This window comes from Streptomyces sp. NPDC030021 (assembly GCF_055574035.1).
Genome location: NZ_JBVIAH010000008.1, coordinates 320,404 through 338,583, shown reverse-complemented (window position 1 = coordinate 338,583; position 18,180 = coordinate 320,404). Strand labels below are relative to the sequence as shown.

At 71.4% G+C, this 18,180-nt stretch carries 17 protein-coding genes; 11 read left to right on the top strand and 6 right to left on the bottom strand.

Translation table 11 applies throughout. From position 1 onward, the window contains the following. Positions 1 to 53: 53 nt before the first annotated feature. On the top strand, positions 54 to 1,337 hold the full coding sequence (locus ACZ4YL_RS18855) for a geranylgeranyl reductase family protein (protein WP_030722345.1): 1,284 nt from the start codon (positions 54 to 56) through the stop codon (positions 1,335 to 1,337). A gap of 9 nt (positions 1,338 to 1,346) precedes the next feature. Here ACZ4YL_RS18855 and ACZ4YL_RS18850 read toward each other — a convergent pair whose 3' ends face one another. From ACZ4YL_RS18850 to ACZ4YL_RS18830, 5 genes are all read right to left on the bottom strand, one after another. After that, complete coding sequence (locus tag ACZ4YL_RS18850) at positions 1,347 to 1,634, bottom strand: hypothetical protein (RefSeq protein ID WP_468117656.1); 288 nt, start codon at positions 1,632 to 1,634, stop codon at positions 1,347 to 1,349. Between the two features lie 57 nt (positions 1,635 to 1,691). After that, positions 1,692 to 2,912, bottom strand: a complete 1,221-nt coding sequence (locus tag ACZ4YL_RS18845; RefSeq protein ID WP_468117654.1) for an ABC transporter permease — start codon at positions 2,910 to 2,912, stop codon at positions 1,692 to 1,694. After that, on the bottom strand, positions 2,909 to 3,568 hold the full coding sequence (locus ACZ4YL_RS18840; protein ID WP_468117745.1) for an ABC transporter ATP-binding protein: 660 nt from the start codon (positions 3,566 to 3,568) through the stop codon (positions 2,909 to 2,911). The genes ACZ4YL_RS18845 and ACZ4YL_RS18840 overlap by 4 nt, the downstream gene beginning before the upstream one ends. 80 nt (positions 3,569 to 3,648) lie before the next feature. Further along, on the bottom strand, positions 3,649 to 5,268 hold the full coding sequence (locus ACZ4YL_RS18835; protein WP_468117652.1) for a peptidoglycan-binding protein: 1,620 nt from the start codon (positions 5,266 to 5,268) through the stop codon (positions 3,649 to 3,651). Then, positions 5,265 to 5,639: a hypothetical protein gene (locus ACZ4YL_RS18830; RefSeq protein WP_468117650.1), complete on the bottom strand. Its 375-nt coding sequence runs from the start codon at positions 5,637 to 5,639 to the stop codon at positions 5,265 to 5,267. The genes ACZ4YL_RS18835 and ACZ4YL_RS18830 overlap by 4 nt, the downstream gene beginning before the upstream one ends. A 334-nt stretch (positions 5,640 to 5,973) precedes the next feature. Between ACZ4YL_RS18830 and ACZ4YL_RS18825 the strand changes: the two genes are divergently transcribed. Both ACZ4YL_RS18825 and ACZ4YL_RS18820 read left to right on the top strand, forming a co-directional pair. Beyond that, the gene (locus ACZ4YL_RS18825; protein ID WP_468117649.1) at positions 5,974 to 6,384 is read left to right on the top strand and encodes a hypothetical protein; all 411 of its coding nucleotides are present in this window, start codon (positions 5,974 to 5,976) and stop codon (positions 6,382 to 6,384) included. A 29-nt stretch (positions 6,385 to 6,413) separates the two neighbouring features. Continuing rightward, a complete protein-coding gene (locus ACZ4YL_RS18820; RefSeq protein ID WP_468117647.1) occupies positions 6,414 to 7,385 on the top strand; it encodes a hypothetical protein in 972 nt (323 codons plus the stop codon). A gap of 135 nt (positions 7,386 to 7,520) precedes the next feature. Here the strand turns inward: ACZ4YL_RS18820 and ACZ4YL_RS18815 are convergent, their stop codons facing one another. Further along, entirely contained in the window at positions 7,521 to 8,363 is an 843-nt protein-coding gene (locus tag ACZ4YL_RS18815; protein ID WP_468117646.1) for a C40 family peptidase, read from the bottom strand. 855 nt (positions 8,364 to 9,218) lie between these two features. On the opposite strand from ACZ4YL_RS18815, the gene ACZ4YL_RS18810 reads away from it, so the two are divergent. Genes ACZ4YL_RS18810 through nuoH form a run of 8 tightly spaced genes read left to right on the top strand, consistent with a single transcriptional unit; the run spans position 9,219 to position 18,179 of the window. After that, positions 9,219 to 9,578, top strand: a complete 360-nt coding sequence (locus ACZ4YL_RS18810) for an NADH-quinone oxidoreductase subunit A (RefSeq protein ID WP_030010013.1) — start codon at positions 9,219 to 9,221, stop codon at positions 9,576 to 9,578. A 15-nt stretch (positions 9,579 to 9,593) separates the two neighbouring features. Further along, positions 9,594 to 10,148, top strand: coding sequence for a NuoB/complex I 20 kDa subunit family protein (locus ACZ4YL_RS18805; protein ID WP_007265818.1), 555 nt, complete (start codon positions 9,594 to 9,596; stop codon positions 10,146 to 10,148). Then, positions 10,145 to 10,864 carry an NADH-quinone oxidoreductase subunit C gene (locus tag ACZ4YL_RS18800; protein WP_468117644.1) on the top strand — a complete coding sequence of 240 codons (720 nt, stop codon included), beginning with the start codon at positions 10,145 to 10,147 and terminating at the stop codon, positions 10,862 to 10,864. Before ACZ4YL_RS18805 ends, ACZ4YL_RS18800 begins: the two co-directional genes overlap by 4 nt. Next, a complete protein-coding gene (locus ACZ4YL_RS18795) occupies positions 10,864 to 12,189 on the top strand; it encodes an NADH-quinone oxidoreductase subunit D (RefSeq protein ID WP_468117642.1) in 1,326 nt (441 codons plus the stop codon). The genes ACZ4YL_RS18800 and ACZ4YL_RS18795 overlap by 1 nt, the downstream gene beginning before the upstream one ends. Next, positions 12,186 to 12,941: an NADH-quinone oxidoreductase subunit NuoE gene (gene nuoE, locus ACZ4YL_RS18790; RefSeq protein ID WP_468117640.1), complete on the top strand. Its 756-nt coding sequence runs from the start codon at positions 12,186 to 12,188 to the stop codon at positions 12,939 to 12,941. Before ACZ4YL_RS18795 ends, nuoE begins: the two co-directional genes overlap by 4 nt. Further along, complete coding sequence (gene nuoF, locus ACZ4YL_RS18785) at positions 12,941 to 14,326, top strand: NADH-quinone oxidoreductase subunit NuoF (RefSeq protein ID WP_468117639.1); 1,386 nt, start codon at positions 12,941 to 12,943, stop codon at positions 14,324 to 14,326. Before nuoE ends, nuoF begins: the two co-directional genes overlap by 1 nt. Next, entirely contained in the window at positions 14,323 to 16,827 is a 2,505-nt protein-coding gene (locus tag ACZ4YL_RS18780; protein ID WP_468117637.1) for an NADH-quinone oxidoreductase subunit G, read from the top strand. The genes nuoF and ACZ4YL_RS18780 overlap by 4 nt, the downstream gene beginning before the upstream one ends. Then, complete coding sequence (gene nuoH, locus ACZ4YL_RS18775; RefSeq protein ID WP_468117635.1) at positions 16,824 to 18,179, top strand: NADH-quinone oxidoreductase subunit NuoH; 1,356 nt, start codon at positions 16,824 to 16,826, stop codon at positions 18,177 to 18,179. The genes ACZ4YL_RS18780 and nuoH overlap by 4 nt, the downstream gene beginning before the upstream one ends. The last annotated feature ends 1 nt before the right edge of the window (position 18,180 follow it).

The window sequence follows — 18,180 nt, the reverse complement described above, 5'->3', positions numbered from 1 at the left end:
CACATGTCCGGTGCCGCCTGGCACCCTATATCGAGCCTTCGGGAGATCCCGCAGTGACCGAGCTCCTCTCCGAACACTCCGCGGACGTGATCGTCGTCGGGGCCGGGCCCGCCGGCTCGACCACCGCCTACTACCTCGCCAAGGCCGGATTGGACGTCCTGCTGCTGGAGAAGACGGCGTTCCCCCGCGAGAAGGTCTGCGGCGACGGCCTGACCCCGCGCGCCACCAAGCAGCTCGTGGCGATGGGCATCGACATCTCCGAAGAGGCCGGCTGGCTGCGGAACAAGGGCCTGCGGATCATCGGCGGCGGGCAGCGGCTCCAGCTGGATTGGCCGGAACTCGCCTCCTACCCGGACTACGGACTCGTCCGCAAGCGCGACGACTTCGACGAGACCCTGGCCCGCCAGGCGCAGAAGGCCGGCGCCCGGCTGTACGAGCGCTGCACCGTCGGCGAGCCCGTGCGAGACGCGCGCACCGGCCACATCACCGGCGTGCACGCGAAGCTCGGCGAGGAGAAGACCCCGGTCACCTTCCACGCCCCGCTGGTCGTCGCGGCCGACGGCAACTCCTCCCGGCTGTCCCTGGCGATGGGCCTGCACCGGCGCGAGGACCGCCCGATGGGCGTGGCCGTGCGGACGTACTTCACCTCGCCGCGGCACGACGACGACTACCTGGAGTCCTGGCTGGAGCTGTGGGACCGGCGCGGCGCGCAGGACCGGCTGCTGCCCGGCTACGGCTGGATCTTCGGCATGGGCGACGGCACCTCCAACGTCGGCCTCGGCATCCTCAACTCCTCCTCCGCCTTCAAGGAGCTGGACTGGCGCGAGGTCCTCAAGGCCTGGTGCGCCTCCATGCCGGAGGACTGGGGCTACACCCCCGAGAACATGACGCAGCCGATCCGCGGCGCGGCCCTGCCGATGGCCTTCAACCGGCAGCCGCACTACACCAAGGGCCTGCTGCTGGTCGGCGACGCGGGCGGGCTCGTCAACCCGTTCAACGGCGAGGGCATCGCGTACGCCATGGAGTCGGGCCAGATCGCGGCCGACGTCATCGTGCAGGCCCAGGCCCGGGCCACCCCGGCCCAGCGCGAACTGGCGCTGCACAACTACCCGAAGGTGCTCAAGGAGACCTACGGCGGCTACTACACCCTGGGCCGCGCCTTCGTGAAGCTGATCGGCAACCCGAAGGTCATGAAGATCGCCGCCCAGCGCGGTCTGACCCACCCGGTGCTGATGCGGTTCACCCTGAAGATGCTCGCCAACCTGACCGACCCGACGGGCGGCGACGCGATGGACCGCATCATCAACGGCCTCTCGAAGGTGGCCCCGAAGGCCTGAGCCGACCGGTCAGCCGTCCGTGCCCGTGCCCGCTTCGGTGGGTGCGGGCACGTCCGCGCCCGGGTCCGGGCGGCCGTGGACGGTACGGACGCACCTGGCCAGCAGGACCAGCCCGCACACCAGCAGTGCCCCCGAGGCGGTCCAGCCGAGGCCCAGCGTGAGCGGGTGGCCGGGCTTCTGCCAGGGGCGGGCGGTGGTCAGCAGCCAGCCGCCCACCGCGAGCAGGCCGAGCCCGAGCGCGGCCGGGACCGCGCCGGGGTCGCCGGCGCCGTGGGACGCGTACGGCTTCGGGTTCACGGGACCACCACCTCCGGGGGCGGGTCGGGGCGGCCCTGACGGCCGGGCGCGCTCCCGCTATCTTCGCAGGGCCTCGGCCGGTTCCACACGGGCTGCCCGCCAGGCGGGATAGAGCCCGGCCAGCAGCCCGGTGACCAGGCCGGCGAGCGGGGCCGCGGCGACGGTGGCCGGATGGATCACCGGGGTCCAGTCCCGGGCGAGGGCGACGGCGACCACGGTCAGCTCGCCCAGCGAGGTCCCGACCAGGCCGCCGAGCGCCCCGACGGCCGCGGACTCGGTGAGGAACTGGGCCGAGATGTGCCGCCCCCGGGCGCCGAGCGCCCGGCGCAGCCCGATCTCCCCGGTCCGCTCCAGCACGGCGACCAGGGTGGTGTTGGCGATCCCGACCGCGCCGATGACCAGGCAGATCCCGGCGAGCAGCAGGAAGAGCGCGCTCAGGTCGGCGGTGACACCGGAGCGCAGCATCCGCGGGTCGGGCGGCGGGACGGCCTTGAGGTACTCGGGGTGGTCGGGGCGCAGCGCGAGCGGGGCGAGGTCGGCGACCTGGCGGGCGGCGCCGGGTTCCGTGGAGATCAGCATGGTCGCGCCGCCGGGCGAGGGCGGCCCCCAGAGCTGCTCGGCGGTGGTGCGCGGGACGAGCACCGACATCAGGTGTTCGGGCCGGCGCCGGAGGTCCGCGACGATGCCCGCCACGGTGAACGGCTCCTGGCCGATGTAGAGGGCGGGCCGGGTGGCCAGGGTGGTGATGCCGAGGCGGGCGGCGAGCCCGCTGCCGATGACGACGACGCGCTCGTGGCCGCGCTCGGCGAAGTCGTCGTAGAGCCGGCCCTGCTGGAGGGTCGGTACGAGGGCGGCGACGGCGCCGGGGGAGGCGGCGACGACGGCCGCGCCGGTGGTCGGGCCGCCGGCGCCGGACGGCAGGGGGCCGACGGCGGTGCGCGCGTCGGGCCGCACCGTCCACAGCACCCCGGCGTGCTCGATGCCCGCGACGGCGCGCAGCCGCTGCTCGGCGTCGGCGGGGAAGCCGGTCCCGGCGAACTCGTTCTGCCGGGCGGCGACGTCCTCGATGCTGACCTCGGTGGCGGTCAGGACGTCGAACCGGGCGTCGATCTGCGAGGAGATGGTGGCGGTGAGGCCGAGCACGGCCACGAAGCTGCCCACGCCGAGGACGGTGCCGAGGGCGGTGAGCACGGCCCGGCCGGGGCGGCGCAGCATCCCGGCGACGGCCTCGGCCAGGGCGTCGCGCACGGACAGCCGGGTGGGGGCGACGGCGCTCAAGGATCCAGCCGCCCGTCGCGGATGGTGACGGTCCGGGCGCCGCGCCGGGCCACCTCGGGGTCGTGCGTGATGACGAGGACGGTCATCCCGGCTCCGTGCAGTTCGTCCAGCAGCCCGAGGACGGACGCGGCGTTCACGGAGTCGAGATTGCCGGTCGGCTCGTCGCACAGCAGGAGCGAGGGGCGCCCGACCAGGGCGCGAGCGATCGCCACCCGCTGGCGCTCGCCGCCCGACAGCCGGCCGGGCACGGCGCGGGCCCGGTGCCCGAGACCGACCTGGCCGAGGGCCTCGCGGGCCCGTACGAGGCGCTGGGCGCGCGGGATCCGGGTGTAGAGCATGGCGAGGGTGACGTTCTCCAGGGCGGACCGGTGGGGGAGGAGGTGGAAGGACTGGAAGACGAAGCCGATCCGGCGGCCGCGCAGGGCGGTGCGCTCCCGGTCGGGGAGCACGGCGGTGTCGATCCCGTCGAGCAGGTACCGGCCGCTGGTGGGGGAGTCGAGCAGCCCGGCGATGTTGAGGAAGGTGGACTTCCCGGAGCCGGAGGGGCCGACGACGGTGATGAACTCGCCGCGCCGGACGGTCAGGTCGCAGGGGTGCAGGGCCGCGACGGGCGGCGGCCCGGGGTAGGTGAGGCCGACCCCGCGGAGTTCGATCACGGGGCTTTCGTCGCCGCCGCCCTCGCCGCCGGAGGACTGCGGGGACCGCCGGGACCGCCGCGGCTTCCGGGACAGGAGCCTCACTTGGTCTTCCCCCGGGTCTCGCGGGGTGCGACCCCGATCACCACCTTGGTCCCGGCCGCGAGGGCGCCCGCCTGGGCCGGGGTGACGGCCACGAAGCCGTCGCCGCTGGTGCCGGTCCGCACCTCGATGCGCCGCTGGGTGCCTTCGGCGGACACGGCGGTGACGACCGTACGTCCGTCAGCGCCCGCCGAGACGGCGGTGACCGGGACGACGAGCGCCTCGCCGTCGGTGGCGGCGGACTCGATGGTCAGCCGGACGTCCTGCCCGGCGAAGCCGGCGGGCAGCGGCTGGTCGGCGCTGACCACCATCCGGTAGCCGAGGTCGGCGCCCCCGCCGCCCGTGGCGCCGCTCCCGCCGCCCTTGGGGTTCTGGCCGGGGTCCTGCTGCGGTTGCGGTCCGGCGGGCTGCGCGGCGGACCGCTCGGTGGCGACGACCGCCACCTTGCCGCGGACATCGGTGCCGGAGAGCTCGGAGGAGATCACCACGGTCATCCCGGCACGCAGCAGCTGCCTCTTGTCGTCCTTGAGGTAGGCCTCGACGACGAGCTCCCCGCCGGAGAGCGTGAGCACCGGCCCGGCCACGGGGGAGCCCGCGCGGGCTCCGACGGAGCTGACGCGGGCCGGGAAGGAACCCAGGAACACGGTCTCTGCGGTGGGCAGCATCGGCCCGTCGGCGGCCTCGGCGGCCGCGAGCGCGGCCCGGGCCTCGCCGAGGGCCTGCCGCGCCCGCGCGAGCTCGCGGCCTGAACCGGAGCCGGGGCCGGAGCTTGAGCCGGAGCCGGAGCCGGAGCCGGAGCCGGAGCTTGAGCCGGGGCCGGAGCTTGAGCCGGAGCCGGCGCCGGGGCTCGCTGTCGCGCCGGGGACCGGCGTGGCCCCGCCCTTGCCGGACCCGCCCTCCGCGGGCGCGCCCACCGGGCCGGTGGGGCTGCTCGCGTCCTCCACGGCCCACGTGGCGGACCGCACGGCCTCCCGCGCCGACTTCAGGGCCGCGCCCCCGTCGGCGACCGCGGGCAGCGGCTCGTACCCGATGGCCCGGTAGCGGGCGGCGAGCGCGGCCTTCGTACCGGCCCCGAAGACGCCCTTCGCGTCGCCGACGGTGCCGTGCCCGAGCTCGCGCAGTGCCTGCTGCAGCTGCGCGACGTCGTCGCCGGTGGCCCCGGGCTTGAGGTCGCGGTACATCGGCTGAGCGCCGTGCAGGGTGAACACCGGCCGCCCGGACACCTCGGCGAGCAACTGCCCCGCCGTGACCGGGTCCCCGGCCTTCAGCGGCAGTTTGGTCACCAGGGCCGCGCCCGTCCCCTCGCCGGAGCGCACACCCTGCGGGGACACGGCGACGCTCTGGTCGGCGACCACCGTCCCGCGCATGACCACGGTCTGCGCGAGCACCCGCCGCTCGACGTCCGCGGTCAGGGCCCCCTGCGCGGGCGGGCCGGTCTCCGCGGCCACCTGCGCGGGGGACTTCACCAGCGTGGTCGCCAGCAGTCCGCCGACCGCCATCAGCGCGGCCCCGCCGACGACCGCGAGCACCACGCGCCGCCCGCGCGCGAGTCCGCCGTGGTCGTCCTCGGGGGCCGCCGGGGCCTCGGTGTGCTCCACGACCTGCTCCGCTCCGCTCATCTCTCCGGCCGGCACTTCTTCAACGCGTCGAGGTGGTCGCGCTTGAGCGAGCTCCACTGTTCGGGAGTGCCCTTGCGATCGTCGATCCCGGCGGTGACCGGGTCCGGGTCCGGGTACCAGGAGATGCCCTCGGCCCGCAGGCACGCGGACTCCTTCTGCGCGGCGGCGATCCGGGCGGGGTCGGCCGGCCGGGGCTTCGGCGGGGGCGGCAGCATCGGTGCGCAGGTCTTGTGCGCCTCGTCGTTCCAGGGCTTCGACTTGTCCTCGCGCGGAGCGCCGTAGTCCGTATAAACGATCGCCACGCCCTGCTTCTTCAGGCAGTCGTAGTACGCGATTTCATCCGCGGTGGGAGGCGGACTGTCGCTCGCCACAGGTTCTTTGTCGCCGCCGGCGCATCCCGTCAGTGAAATGCACAGAAGAAGGAGCGGGGTCACATATCTCGCGTGCACGACGGGCTTCCCTTGCGGCGGTTGGAGTGGATTACGCGCATCCGTTCGACGGGTGGGGGAGGGCGCGCGCCAGATAGTAGATACCTGTGGCCGGTGGCGACAAGTTACCTATCGGACAACAGAAATGACTGTCCATCAGCTGAGAAGAAGCTTGAATCGACACGGGGTTCGATGTTGAATCCCCGCCGGGCCGAAATACTCGACACCGGTCCGCCCCGAACACCCCGATTTCCACCCGAAGAGTGAGGTAAGCGTGATGGACAACGCAATGCGCAAGCTGACCGCCGGCTGCGTCGCCGCCGTTTCGGCCGGTGCCATTCTGCTGGGAACCGCGGGTCCGGCGGGCGCCTGGGGGCGCGACGGAAATCTGGAGAACCAGGAGTTCGGGCTTTTCTACTGGCAGAACCAGTCCGGTTGTGTCTTCGACCTGGTGACGAATGACCTGAACTTCAGCGACGACAAGTACCAGGGCTCCTGCTCGGCCAGCGGGAACTGGATCAACGACACCACCGAGTCCTACCGGAACCGGGACATCTACGCCTGGAAGGTCGGCACCGACAAGGACCTGGGCGGCAACGTCGGAGAGATCCCGTCGAACTACGCGGGCAACGCCTCCGCCAACTTCAAGAACAAGATCAGCTCGGCCAAGTACACCCTCCACCCGTAATCCGGATCCGGCAGAAGGAGTTCCACGCGATGAACACCTCCCGGCGCCGCCGGTCCGCCCCGGCCGCCGCCCCGGCCGCCGTCCTGCTGGCGGCCGCCCTCCTGGCCGGCTGCGCCGGGACCGGCGGCTCCGGGGGCGGTGAACCGGAGCTCGGCCCCGTCGAGGTGAACCCGGCGACGGCCACGCTGTCCCTCCCGATGGACGCGTACACGGACACCGGGGCCGAGCGGATCCGGATGGGCCAGGTCCAGCAGGCCCTGGTCTCCCGGTGCATGGCCCGCTACGGGTTCACCTACGAGGGCGTGCGCTCGGCCGAGGCCCCCGGAGCCGGGGCCGAGGACCGGCACGAGTACCTCTTCGGCCTCGCCGATCCGGCGTACGCGGCGGCCCACGGGTACGACAGGTCCGCGGGGGAGGGGAGCCCGGCGAAGCCCGCTGCGCCGCCGCTGAGCGACAGCGCGTACGTCGTGATGAACGGCGAGCAGCCCGGGGCGCAGGGCGGCAAGGCTCCCGACGCGAGCACCGAGGAGGAGGCCGCGCTGGTGGACAGCGGCCTGACGGCGGCCGGGCAGCAGGTGCCGGCCGGCGGGTGCGGGCGAGAGGGGTACCGCAAGCTGTACGCCCCGACCAAGGACAGCGTGGACCTGCTGTTCACGTTCGGGCTGGCCTCGGAGGCGCACGACCGCTCCCGGCAGGACTCCCGGGTCGTCGACGCCCTCAAGAAGTGGTCGTCATGCATGGACAAATCGGGATACGCCGGGATCGAATCGCCGTACGACGTCGTGGAGAAGCTCGGTCTGCAGGACGACAAGGGCGGTCCGAAGGCCGTGACGGCGGCCAAGGCCGATGTCGCGTGCAAGCGCGAGGTGAACCTCGTCGGCATCTGGGGCGCGGTCGAGAAGGCGTACCAGGAGCGGCTCGTCGAGGAGCACGCCGAGACGCTCGCGCTCTACAAGAAGCAGCGGGAGGCCCGCTTCAAGCTGGCGGCCTCGCTGGCCTGAGAAGGGCCCTGGGGCCCGGGGACACGCCCTGGGGCCCCGGGAAACGCCAAGAACGGCCCAAGAGTCCGGTACTCCACCCCCGAGCGGGGGAGTACCGACTCTCGGCCGTGCCTGGTGCCGTGGACTGAGCGGTGCTCAGAGGACGCGGACGGCGCCCGTCGGCTTGTCGTAGCTGAGGTTGCGCTCGACGATGCCCGTGCTGGGGTTCTGCGCGCCGACGAACTTGCCGCCGCCGACGTAGATGGCGACGTGGTACGCGCTGCCCCTGGAGCCCCAGTACAGGATGTCGCCCGGCTGCAGGGCGCTCAGCGACACCGAGGTGCCGGCCGAGGACTGCGCCTGGGACATGCGCGGCAGGCTGATGCCGGCCTGGCGGTAGGCGGCCTGGACGAGACCGGAGCAGTCGAAGGAGGACGGGCCGGTGCCGCCCATCACGTACGCCTTGCCGACCTGCGCGCGGGCGAAGTTGACGATGGCCGCGGCGGAGCCGGTGGCCGGGGCGGAGACGGTGCCGGTGCCCTGCGGGGCGGCGGTGCTCTTGAGCGTCGTGCGCTCGGAGCCGGAGCTGCGGCTGGAGCGCTCGGCCTCGGCCTTGCGGACGGCTTCTTCCTTCGCCGTCTTCTCGGCCTTCTCGGCGTCGGCCTTCTTCTGGGCCTCTTCCTTGGCCTGCTTCGCCTCGGCGGCGGCGCCGGTACGGGCGCTCTCCTCCTGGGCGGTCAGTTCGCCCTCGACGGCCGCGAGGCGGGTGTTCTCGGCGGCCACGGTGACGGCGGAGGAGACGTCGGCGCCCAGGTCCAGGTTGAGGACCGGCATTTCGAGCGTCGTCTCGGCCACGGGCTCGGCGGACGGGGACGCGCTCGCGGTGCCGGCCATGGCCAGGGTGCTGAGGACGCCACCGGCAACTCCGGCGCGGACCGCGAGCTTCGAGGCGCTTCGGCGGGGCTTCCGGTGGCTGGGTATGTGAGCGGTGTGGGACATGAGGACAACCGCTATCAGGGTGCCCGGGTTCCCTTCAAGAAACGTGGGTTGCGCCACAGTTGCGCGAGAAAGGCGCGAACCGGGCGCGCTCAGCTTCTTATTGACGCCGTAACGGGCGAATCGGACAGGCCTTCACGAGGCTGTGATCATGGGGTTTCGGAATTAAGTCCGAATTGATCCTTGACCTACCATCACTCCGCACAGATGGCCAAGCCCTCTTTCGGAAGGCTCGATTCAGAGTGGCGCAGGTCACAGCAACGTCACGCCATGCGGACGCTGTGCCCCTCCCGTGACCTTCCTGTGAACGTGCCGAGAGGTTCGTGAACGGATGCACGCGCTCGCGCGGTCCCCCGGGCCGCCGGCGGTGCGGGCGTCGGTGTGCCCCTCGGGGTGTCCCGCGCCCCTCGCCGGCACTCCCGTCCGGTCCGCATCCACCCCCGCGTCTGCCCCGCGTCCACCTCCGTACACATGGGCTCCCCCGCCCGGGGGACGCCGATCCCTTTATCATCCCCGCACCCCTCCTGCCAATTTGCTCGCACGGAGCATCGTTTGATAGGGCGAGCCGCCTTCTACCTGCGGTAACGGGCTCGAATGTCACCTTTGGTGACCATGCGGATGCTTCGCGTATGAAGATCACCACTCATCGGACTTCATGATCGTTCGTCAGGTGGTGGAGATCACAAACTCGGTGTTGCAACCCGTGTCGCAGATCACAGACGAGCAGGCATAAGATGCGCACCAGTCCGGCTTGTGAACTGCCTCACATGCAAGCGCTTGATCGAAAGCGTGATCTTCGCGAGGCGGCGCACGCGGCGGCGGTCCAACGGTCAAGGACGACTGGAAGGAGCGAGGAGCGTGAATGCGTACGCGCCCATCCTCGTGCTCGGCGCCCTCGGCGCAGGGTTTGCGATCTTCTCCGTGGTCATGGCCACGCTGATCGGTCCAAAACGGTACAACCGGGCAAAGCTTGAAGCCTACGAGTGCGGCATCGAGCCGACGCCGATGCCGGCCGGCGGTGGCCGCTTCCCCATCAAGTACTACCTGACGGCGATGCTCTTCATCGTCTTCGACATCGAGGTTGTCTTCCTCTACCCCTGGGCCGTCACCTTCGACTCCCTGGGGATCTTCGGGCTCGTCGAGATGCTGCTCTTCGTGCTCACCGTCTTCGTCGCCTACGCCTACGTGTGGCGCCGCGGCGGCCTGGAATGGGACTGAGGGGCTGAATTTTCCATGGGACTGGAAGAGAAGCTGCCGAGCGGCTTTCTGCTGACCACCGTCGAACAGGCCGCGGGATGGGTGCGCAAGTCGTCCGTCTTCCCGGCGACCTTCGGTCTGGCCTGCTGCGCCATCGAGATGATGACCACCGGAGCGGGCCGGTACGACCTGGCCCGCTTCGGCATGGAGGTCTTCCGCGGCTCCCCGCGCCAGGCCGATCTGATGATCGTGGCCGGGCGGGTCAGCCAGAAGATGGCGCCGGTGCTGCGGCAGGTGTACGACCAGATGCCCGCTCCCAAATGGGTCATCTCCATGGGGGTTTGTGCATCTTCGGGCGGAATGTTCAACAACTACGCGATCGTCCAGGGCGTCGACCACATCGTCCCGGTGGACATCTATCTGCCCGGCTGCCCGCCGCGCCCCGAGATGCTGATGGACGCGATCCTCAAGCTCCACCAGAAGATCCAGGGCTCCAAGCTCGGCGTGAACCGGGAAGAAGCGGCCCGTGAGGCGGAGGAGGCGGCCCTCAAGGCCCTCCCCACCATCGAGATGAAGGGGCTGCTCCGGTGAGCGAGACCCAAGAGCCGGAGAACGGCAGCAACGTCCCTGCGCCGCGCGCCCAGGGCCCCGAGGTCATCGGCGTCCGCAAGGGCATGTTCGGTGCCGCGGGCGGCGGCGACACCAGCGGCTACGGCGGCCTCGTGCGGACCGTGGCCATGCCGGGCGCGACGAGCCGGCCGTACGGCTCCTACTTCGACGAGGTGGCCGACGAGCTCGAAGGCGCCCTGGAGGAGCAGGACCTGGTCCCCGGGAACGCCATCGAGAAGACGGTGGTCGACCGGGGCGAGCTCACCTTCCACATCGCCCGCGAACACCTTGTGCGGGTCGCGCGCACCCTGCGTGACGACCCGGCCCTGCGCTTCGAGCTCTGCACCGGCGTCTCCGGCGTGCACTTCCCCGGGGACAAGGGCCGCGAGCTGCACGCCGTCTACCACCTGCGCTCGCTCACGCACGGCCGGATCCTGCGGCTGGAGGTGTCCGTCCCGGACAGCGACCCGCACGTCCCCTCGCTCGTCGCCGTCTACCCGACCAACGACTGGCACGAGCGCGAGACGTACGACTTCTTCGGCCTGATCTTCGACGGGCACCCGGCCCTCACCCGGATCATGATGCCGGACGACTGGCAGGGCTTCCCGCAGCGCAAGGACTACCCGCTCGGCGGCATCCCCGTCGAGTACAAGGGCGCCCAGATCCCGGCTCCCGACCAGCGGAGGTCGTACAGCTGATGTCCACGTCAAACCACGCCTCCGCTCGCGAGACGACCGAGGGCACCGTCTACACCGTCACCGGCGGCGACTGGGACGAGATCGTCCAGTCCGCGGCCAAGGCCGACGACGAGCGGATCGTCGTCAACATGGGTCCGCAGCACCCGTCCACCCACGGAGTGCTGCGCCTGATCCTGGAGATCGACGGCGAGACGGTCACCGAGGCCCGCTGCGGCATCGGCTACCTGCACACCGGCATCGAGAAGAACCTCGAATTCCGGAACTGGACGCAGGGCACCACCTTCGTGACGCGCATGGACTACCTGACGCCGTTCTTCAACGAGACGGCGTACTGCCTCGGCGTCGAGAAGCTGCTCGGCATCACCGACCAGATCCCGGACCGCGCCACCGTCATCCGCGTCCTGCTGATGGAGCTCAACCGGCTCTCCTCCCACCTGGTGTGCATCGCCACCGGCGGCATGGAGCTGGGCGCGACCACGATCATGATCTACGGCTTCCGCGACCGCGAGCTGATCCTCGACGTCTTCGAGCTGATCACCGGACTGCGCATGAACCACGCGTTCGTCCGCCCCGGCGGCCTCGCCCAGGACCTGCCCCCGGGCGCCGTCGACCAGCTCCGCGAGTTGCTCAAGACCATGAAGAAGAACCTGCCGGAGTACGACAAGCTCGCCACCGGCAACCCCATCTTCAAGGCCCGCATGCAGGACGTCGGCTACCTCGACCTCACCGGCTGCATGGCGCTCGGCGCCACCGGCCCGATCCTGCGCTCCGCCGGCCTGCCGCACGACCTGCGCAAGTCGGACCCGTACTGCGGCTACGAGAACTACGAGTTCGACGTGCCGACCACCGAGAGCTGCGACTCCTACGGGCGGTTCCTGATCCGCCTGGAGGAGATGCGCCAGTCGCTGCGGATCGTCGAGCAGTGCCTGGAGCGCCTGGAGCCGGGACCGGTGATGGTCGCCGACAAGAAGATCGCCTGGCCCGCGCAGCTCGCGATGGGCCCCGACGGCCTCGGCAACTCGCTCGACCACATCAGGAACATCATGGGCACCTCCATGGAGGCCCTCATCCACCACTTCAAGCTGGTGACCGAGGGCTTCCGGGTACCGGCCGGGCAGGCGTACGCGGCCGTCGAGTCCCCCAAGGGCGAGCTCGGCGTGCACGTCGTCTCCGACGGCGGGACCCGCCCCTACCGGGTCCACTTCCGCGACCCGTCCTTCACCAACCTGCAGGCCATGGCCGCGATGTGCGAGGGCGGCCAGGTCGCCGACGTCATCGTCGCCGTCGCCTCCATCGACCCCGTGATGGGAGGCGTCGACCGATGACCGCCAGTCCTTCGAACCAAGGGGTCGCGCTGGGCATGCCCCAGCTGCCCGCCCCCGACTTTCCGGCGGAGGTACGCGAGCGCCTCGAAGCCGACGCCACGGAAGTCATCGCCCGCTACCCCGACAGCCGCTCCGCGCTGCTGCCGCTGCTGCACCTGACCCAGTCCGAGGAGGGCTACGTCTCGCGCACCGGCATCCGCTTCTGCGCCGAGGTACTGGGCCTGACCACCGCCGAGGTCACGGCCGTGGCGACCTTCTACACGATGTACCGCCGCAAGCCTTCCGGCGACTACCAGGTCGGCGTCTGCACGAACACCCTGTGCGCGGTGATGGGCGGCGACGCCATCTTCGAGGAGCTCAAGGAGCACCTCGGGGTCGGCAACAACGAGACCACCCCCGACGGCAAGGTCACCCTCGAACACATCGAGTGCAACGCGGCCTGCGACTACGCCCCCGTGGTGATGGTCAACTGGGAGTTCTTCGACAACCAGACCCCCCAGTCCGCCAAGGCCATGGTCGACGACCTGCTGGCCGGCCGCGAGGTCTCGCCGACCCGGGGCGCGCCGCTGTGCACGTACAAGGAGACCGCCCGGATCCTGGCCGGCTTCCCGGACGAGCGCGAGGGCGCGGTCGAGGCGACCGGCGGCGCCGGCCCCGCCTCCCTGATCGGGCTGCGCATCGCGCGCGGCGAGTCCGCGCACACCCCGATCGTCCACCCGCGCGGCGAGGCCACCACCGAGGGAGGGGAGTGATGTCGGTGTCTTCCGAACTGAGCAACGGGGGCAATGGGGGGACCTCCCACCCGGCGACCGGCGGAGGGACCAGCCCGGAGAAGCTCCTCGCCCCCGTGCTGTCCTCCTTCTGGGACGAGCCACGGTCGTGGACGCTGGAGACCTACCGGCGGCACGAGGGGTACGAGGGCCTGCGCAAGGCGCTCGCGATGACCCCGGACGACCTCATCGCCTACGTGAAGGACTCGGGTCTGCGCGGACGCGGCGGCGCGGGCTTCCCCACCGGAATGAAGTGGCAGTTCATCCCGCAGGGCGACGGAAAGCCGCACTACCTCGTCGTGAACGCGGACGAGTCGGAGCCGGGAACCTGCAAGGACATCCCCCTCCTCTTCGCCAACCCGCACTCCCTCATCGAGGGAATGATCATCGCCTGCTACGCGATCCGCTCGGAGCACGCCTTCATCTACCTCCGCGGGGAGACGGTGCCCGTCCTGCGGCGCCTGCACGAGGCTGTGCGCGAGGCGTACGCGGCCGGATACCTCGGCAAGGACATCGACGGCACCGGGCGCAACCTCGACATCACGGTGCACGCGGGCGCGGGCGCGTACATCTGCGGCGAGGAGACGGCGCTGCTCGACTCCCTCGAAGGCCGGCGCGGCCAGCCCCGGCTGCGTCCCCCCTTCCCGGCGGTCGAGGGGCTCTACGCGTGCCCCACTGTCGTCAACAACGTGGAGTCGATCGCCTCGGTTCCCGCGATCCTGAACAAGGGCAAGGACTGGTTCAAGTCGATGGGGACCGAGAAGTCCCCCGGCTTCACGCTGTACTCGCTCTCCGGGCACGTCGTCGGCCCCGGCCAGTACGAGGCTCCGCTCGGCATCACCCTGCGCCAGCTCCTCGACATGAGCGGCGGCATGCGCCCCGGGCACCGGCTGAAGTTCTGGACCCCGGGCGGCTCCTCCACCCCGATGTTCACCGACGAGCACCTCGACGTCCCGCTCGACTACGAGGGCGTCGGCGCCGCCGGCTCGATGCTGGGCACCAAGGCACTGCAGTGCTTCGACGAGACGACCTGCGTGGTGCGGGCCGTGACCCGGTGGACCGAGTTCTACGCCCACGAGTCCTGCGGCAAGTGCACACCGTGCCGCGAAGGCACGTACTGGCTGGTCCAGCTGCTCCGCGACATCGAGGCCGGCCGGGGCGTCATGTCCGACCTCGACAAGCTGAACGACATCGCCGACAACATCAACGGCAAGTCCTTCTGCGCGCTCGGCGACGGCGCGGCCAGCCCGATCTTCTCCTCGCTCAAGTACTTCCGCGAGGAGTACGAGCAGCACATCACGGGCAAGGGCTGCCCCTTCGACCCCAGGAAGTCGACCCTCTGGGCCGACACGGAGGTGAACGCATGACCGTCACCACTCCAGCGGCCTCCGGGGGCGGAGCGGCGGTTCCACCGGAGAACACCGTCTCGCTGACCATCGACGGGGTCGAACTGTCCGTGCCCAAGGGCACCCTCGTCATCCGGGCCGCCGAGCAGCTCGGCATCGAGATCCCCCGGTTCTGCGACCACCCCCTCCTCTCGCCGGCCGGCGCCTGCCGCCAGTGCATCGTCGAGGTCGAGGGCCAGCGCAAGCCGATGGCCTCCTGCACCATCACCTGCACCGACGGCATGGTCGTCAAGACCCAGCTGACCTCCGAGGTCGCCGACAAGGCCCAGCGCGGGGTGATGGAGCTGCTGCTCATCAACCACCCGCTGGACTGCCCGGTCTGCGACAAGGGCGGCGAGTGCCCGCTGCAGAACCAGGCGATGTCCCACGGCAACGCCGAATCGCGGTTCGAGGGCAAGAAGCGCACCTACGAGAAGCCGGTCCCGATCTCCACCCAGGTGCTGCTGGACCGCGAGCGGTGCGTGCTGTGCGCGCGCTGCACCCGCTTCTCCAACGAGATCGCCGGCGACCCGATGATCGAGCTGCTGGAACGCGGCGCGCTCCAGCAGGTCGGCACCGGCGAGGGCGACCCCTTCGAGTCGTACTTCTCCGGCAACACCATCCAGATCTGCCCGGTCGGCGCCCTCACCTCGGCCGCCTACCGGTTCCGCTCCCGCCCCTTCGACCTCGTCTCCTCCCCGAGCGTGTGCGAGCACTGCGCGGGCGGCTGCGCGACCCGCACCGACCACCGCCGCGGCAAGGTGCTGCGCCGCCTCGCCGCCGAGGACCCCGAGGTCAACGAGGAGTGGATCTGCGACAAGGGCCGCTTCGGGTTCCGCTACGCGCAACGCCCGGACCGGCTGACCACCCCGCTGGTGCGCAGCGCCGCCGGGGTGCTGGAGCCGGCGAGCTGGCCCGAGGCCCTGCAGGCCGCGGCGAACGGACTCGCCGCCGCGCGCGGCCGGGCCGGGGTGCTGACCGGCGGCCGGCTCACCGTCGAGGACGCCTACGCGTACGCCAAGTTCGCGCGGGTGGTGCTCGACACCAACGACATCGACTTCCGGGCCCGCGTGCACAGCGCGGAGGAGGCCGAGTTCCTGGCCTCGGAGGTCGCCGGGTACGGGGTCGACCTCGGCGGGCAGTGGCTCTCGTACACCGCCCTGGAGGCGGCCCCCGCGGTGCTGCTCGCCGGCATCGAGACCGAGGAGGAGGCCCCGGGCGTCTTCCTGCGGCTGCGCAAGGCCCACCGCAAGCACAAGCAGCGGACCTTCGCCGTCGCTCCCTTCGCCACCCGCGGCCTGGAGAAGGCCGGCGGCCGCCTGCTGGCCGCCGCCCCCGGCACCGAGCCCGAGTGGCTCGACGCGCTGGCCTCCCGGACGGGCCTGGAGACCGGCGGCGCCGAAGCCGCCGAGGCGCTGCGGCTGCCCGGCGCGGTCATCCTCGTCGGGGAGCGCCTCGCCGGGGTGCCGGGCGCGCTGACCGCCGCCGTACGGGCCGCGGGGGTCACCGGGGCCACCCTGGTGTGGATCCCGCGCCGGGCCGGTGAGCGGGCCGCCATCGAGGCGGGCGCGCTGCCGTCCCTGCTGCCGGGCGGCCGCCCCGCCACCGACCCGCGGGCCCGTGACGAGGTCGCCACCGCCTGGGGTCTGGACGAACTCCCGCACCGCTACGGCCGCGACACCGGCCAGATCGTCGAGGCCGCGGCGACCGGGGAGCTCTCGGCCCTGCTGATCGCGGGCGTCGAGGTCGCCGACCTGCCGGACCCGGCCCGCGCGCGGACCGCCCTCCAGGAGGCCTTCGTGGTCTCCCTGGAACTGCGGCCCGGCGAGGTCACCGACCACGCGGACGTGGTCCTCCCGGTCGCCGCGGTGGCCGAGAAGGCGGGCGCGTTCATCAACTGGGAGGGCCGGGTCAGGCCGTTCGAGGCCGCGCTCAAGCCCGACCAGATGACCCGCCGGCTCGCCCCGGCCGACGCCCGCGTGCTGCACATGCTGGCCGACGCCGCCGACCGGCCGATCGCACTGCCCGACGTACACGCCGTACGCCGGGAGATCGACCGGCTCGGCCCGTGGGCCGGGGAGCGGGCCGCCGAGCAGAGCGCGGACACGGCGGTGCTGCCCCGCCCGGGCGCCGGCGAGGCGGTCCTCGCGGGCCACCGGCTCCTCCTGGACCTCGGCCGGCTGCAGGAGGGCGACGACGCCCTGGCCGGCACCCGGCACGAGGCGAGTGCCCGGCTGTCGGCCGCCACGGCCGCCGAGACCGGCGTCAAGAACGGCGACGTCCTCGCGGTCACCGGCCCGGCCGGCTCCGTGGAACTCCCGCTCCGGATCACCGAGATGCCCGACCGCGTGGTCTGGCTCCCGCTGAACTCCACCGGCTCCGGCGTCCTCGCCGACGCCGGCGCCCGCCCGGGCACCCTCGTACGCATCGGCCCGGCGACCCCGGCCGGCGCAGGCGACACCACTGCGGAGGTGGGCGCGTGAACACCGTTCAACTCGCTGCCGAGGACCTGTCCCTGTTCGGCCGGGACGTCTGGTGGCTCGTGGTCGTCAAGGCGGTGTTCTGCTTCGCCTTCCTGATGGTGACGGTGCTGTTCTCCATCGTGTGGGAGCGCAAGGTCGTCGCCTGGATGCAGCTGCGCATCGGCCCGAACCGGCACGGCCCCTGGGGCATGCTCCAGTCGCTCGCCGACGGCGTGAAGCTGATGCTCAAGGAAGACCTGATCGTCAAGCGGGCCGACAAGGTCATCTACGTCCTGGCCCCGATCATCGCGGCGATCCCGGCCTTCATGGCCATCGCGGTGATCCCCTTCGGGCCCCCGGGCGACGAGGTCTCCATCTTCGGCCAGCGCACCACGATGCAGCTGACCGACCTGCCCATCGCGATGCTCTACATCCTCGCGGTGGCCTCGGTCGGCATCTACGGCATCGTGCTGGCGGGCTGGTCCTCCGGCTCCACCTACCCGCTCCTCGGCGGCCTGCGCTCCTGCGCGCAGATGATCTCCTACGAGATCGCGATGGGCGCGGCCTTCGCCTCGGTCTTCCTCTACTCCGGGTCGATGTCGACCTCGGCGATCGTCGCGGCCCAGGCCGACCGCTGGTTCATCGTCCTGCTGCCGGTGTCCTTCATCATCTACGTCGTCACGATGGTCGGCGAGACGAACCGCGCCCCCTTCGACATGCCGGAGTCCGAGGGCGACCTGGTCGGCGGCTTCAACACCGAGTACTCGTCCATCAAGTTCGCACTGTTCATGCTGGCCGAGTACGTCAACATGGTCACCGTCTCGGCGGTCTCGGTCACCCTCTTCCTGGGCGGCTGGCGGGCCCCGTACCCGATCAGCTCCTTCTGGGAGGGTGCGAACCACGGCTGGTGGCCGATGCTCTGGTTCGTCCTCAAGGTGCAGCTGCTGCTGTTCTTCTTCATCTGGCTGCGCGGCACACTGCCACGCGTGCGCTACGACCAGCTGATGAAGCTCGGCTGGAAGGTCCTGATCCCCGTCTCGGTGGTCTGGCTGATGCTGGTGGCCACCGTCCGGGCGCTGCGCAACGAGGCGTACGACTTCAGCGAGATCGTCCTCTACGTCGGCGGCGCCGTCGTGGCGATCCTGCTGCTCTCCTTCGTCGCGGACGTCTTCCGCGACAAGCGGGAGAAGAAGACGGCGGCCGCCGAGGCGGTCCACGACGCCGATCCCTTCGACCCGCTGGCGGGCGGATTCCCCGTACCGCCGAAGCCCGGCCAGCACCTGGCACCCGTACCGCGCAGGCGGTCCCGCACCGAGCGGGAGCTGATTGTCAGTGGCGGGACGAATGCTGACAGTGACCGAGAGGAGGCTTGAG

Excerpts from the sequence above, each read along its gene's own strand:
- ACZ4YL_RS18835 (WP_468117652.1), bottom strand. The coding sequence starts at position 5,268 with ATGAGCGGAGCGGAGCAGGTCGTGGAGCACACCGAGGCCCCGGCGGCC.
- ACZ4YL_RS18825 (WP_468117649.1), top strand. The coding sequence starts at position 5,974 with ATGGACAACGCAATGCGCAAGCTGACCGCCGGCTGCGTCGCCGCCGTT.
- ACZ4YL_RS18820 (WP_468117647.1), top strand. The coding sequence starts at position 6,414 with ATGAACACCTCCCGGCGCCGCCGGTCCGCCCCGGCCGCCGCCCCGGCC.
- ACZ4YL_RS18815 (WP_468117646.1), bottom strand. The coding sequence starts at position 8,363 with ATGTCCCACACCGCTCACATACCCAGCCACCGGAAGCCCCGCCGAAGC.
- ACZ4YL_RS18805 (WP_007265818.1), top strand. The coding sequence starts at position 9,594 with ATGGGACTGGAAGAGAAGCTGCCGAGCGGCTTTCTGCTGACCACCGTC.
- ACZ4YL_RS18795 (WP_468117642.1), top strand. The coding sequence starts at position 10,864 with ATGTCCACGTCAAACCACGCCTCCGCTCGCGAGACGACCGAGGGCACC.
- nuoE (WP_468117640.1), top strand. The coding sequence starts at position 12,186 with ATGACCGCCAGTCCTTCGAACCAAGGGGTCGCGCTGGGCATGCCCCAG.
- nuoF (WP_468117639.1), top strand. The coding sequence starts at position 12,941 with ATGTCGGTGTCTTCCGAACTGAGCAACGGGGGCAATGGGGGGACCTCC.
- ACZ4YL_RS18780 (WP_468117637.1), top strand. The coding sequence starts at position 14,323 with ATGACCGTCACCACTCCAGCGGCCTCCGGGGGCGGAGCGGCGGTTCCA.